The organism is Pseudomonas sp. K5002 (assembly GCF_013386655.1).
Classification (GTDB): domain Bacteria; phylum Pseudomonadota; class Gammaproteobacteria; order Pseudomonadales; family Pseudomonadaceae; genus Aquipseudomonas.
Map to the genome: position 1 here is coordinate 1 of NZ_JACARK010000306.1, position 1,527 is coordinate 1,527.

2 protein-coding genes and 1 pseudogene are annotated in these 1,527 nt (G+C 62.1%); 2 read left to right on the plus strand and 1 reads right to left on the minus strand.

From position 1 onward, the window contains the following. Positions 1-213 (plus strand): annotated as a pseudogene (locus HX846_RS15535) (serine/threonine transporter SstT); the annotation flags it as partial. Positions 214-282: 69 nt separating this feature from the next. Here HX846_RS15535 and HX846_RS15540 read toward each other — a convergent pair. Next, positions 283-792, minus strand: a complete 510-nt coding sequence (locus HX846_RS15540; RefSeq protein WP_003211233.1) for a DUF1993 family protein — start codon at positions 790-792, stop codon at positions 283-285. 126 nt (positions 793-918) lie between these two features. On the opposite strand from HX846_RS15540, the gene HX846_RS15545 reads away from it, so the two are divergent. Beyond that, a partial coding sequence (locus HX846_RS15545) for a YceH family protein (protein ID WP_178965669.1) occupies positions 919-1,527 on the plus strand: 609 nt, incomplete at its 3' end.

A 1,527-nucleotide genomic window follows, 5' to 3' on the forward strand; every position in this document is an offset into this window, starting at 1 on the left:
TGCGGCGCGTCGGGGGTTGCCGGGGGCTCGCTGCTGTTGATCCCGCTGGCGTGCAGCCTGTTCGGCATTCCCAGCGAAATCGCCATGCAGGTGGTGGCCGTGGGCTTCATCATCGGCGTGTTGCAGGACTCGGCGGAGACCGCACTGAACTCGTCCACCGACGTGTTGTTCACCGCTGCCGCGTGCCTGGGCAAGGAAGAACAAGCCGCGTAGACCTTGCGCGCACAAAAAAAGCCCGGGGCGGTTCGTGAATGAACCGCCCCGGGCTTTTTATTACAAGGCTTAGAACGCGCCCATGTAGTCGCGCTTGCCCACTTCCACGCCGTTGTGACGCAGTAAGGCGTAAGCGGTGGTGACGTGGAAGAAGAACTGCGGTAGGCCGTAGCTCAGCAGGTACGACTGGCCGCTGAAGCGCTTCTCTTTCGGGGTGCCAGGGCGAGTGATGATCTCGATGCCTTCTTTACCGTCGACCTGGGCCGGGGTGATGGTGTCGATAAACGCCAGGACCTTGGCGATCAGCGCTTGCAGGTCGGCGAAGGTGACTTCTGTATCGTCGTATTTCGGAACTTCGATTTCAGCCAGGCGGGCAGAAACGCCTTTGGCGAAGTCGACGGCGATCTGCACCTGGCGCACCAGCGGGAACATGTCCGGGTACAGGCGTGCCTGCAGGAAGGCGTTCGGGTCGATGTTCTTGGCGGTGGCGTGGGCCTCGGCCTTGTTCAGCACATCGCTCAGGGCGTTGAGCATTTGCTTGAAGACCGGGAGGGAAGCGGCGTACAGGGAAATAGTCATGACAGTCTCGACAGTTGTGGCAGGGTTTGAAACAGCCGCGATTATAGACATGCCGGCCACCGGCGCCGCTTGTCTTTTATTTTTTCAGGATTAGGCTAGTGAGCTCACTGCATTAGGGAAAGCGCGATGACCACCGAGCACGACACCACTTCCGAAGAGCCGCGCCTGAACAGCACGGAAATCCGCATCCTTGGCTGCCTGATCGAAAAACAGGCCACCAGTCCCGAAACCTACCCGTTGACCCTCAACGCGCTGGTGATCGCCTGTAACCAGAAAACCAGCCGCGAACCGGTGATGAACCTCAGCCAGGGCCAGGTTGGCCAGAGCCTGCGGGCCCTGGAAGGCCGCGGGTTTACCCGGCTGGTGATGGGCAGCCGCGCCGACCGCTGGGAGCATCGGGTGGACAAGGCGCTGGAGCTGGTGCCGGCCCAGGTGATTCTCAGCGGGTTGCTGTTTCTGCGGGGGCCGCAGACGGTCAACGAACTGCTGACCCGCAGCGGGCGCATGCATGACTTTGAAGACGCCGAGCAGGTGGTGCATCAACTGGAACGCCTGATTGCCCGTGGGCTGGCGTTGTTGGTGCCGCGTCAGTCGGGGCAGCGGGAGGATCGGTACATGCACGCCCTGGGCGACCCGGCGGACATTGAAGCGATCCTGGCGGCGCGTGGGAATCCGGTGGAGCGTGGTGCGGGAAGTGGGGTTTCCCTGGAGCGTATCGAAGAGCTGGAAGCGCGG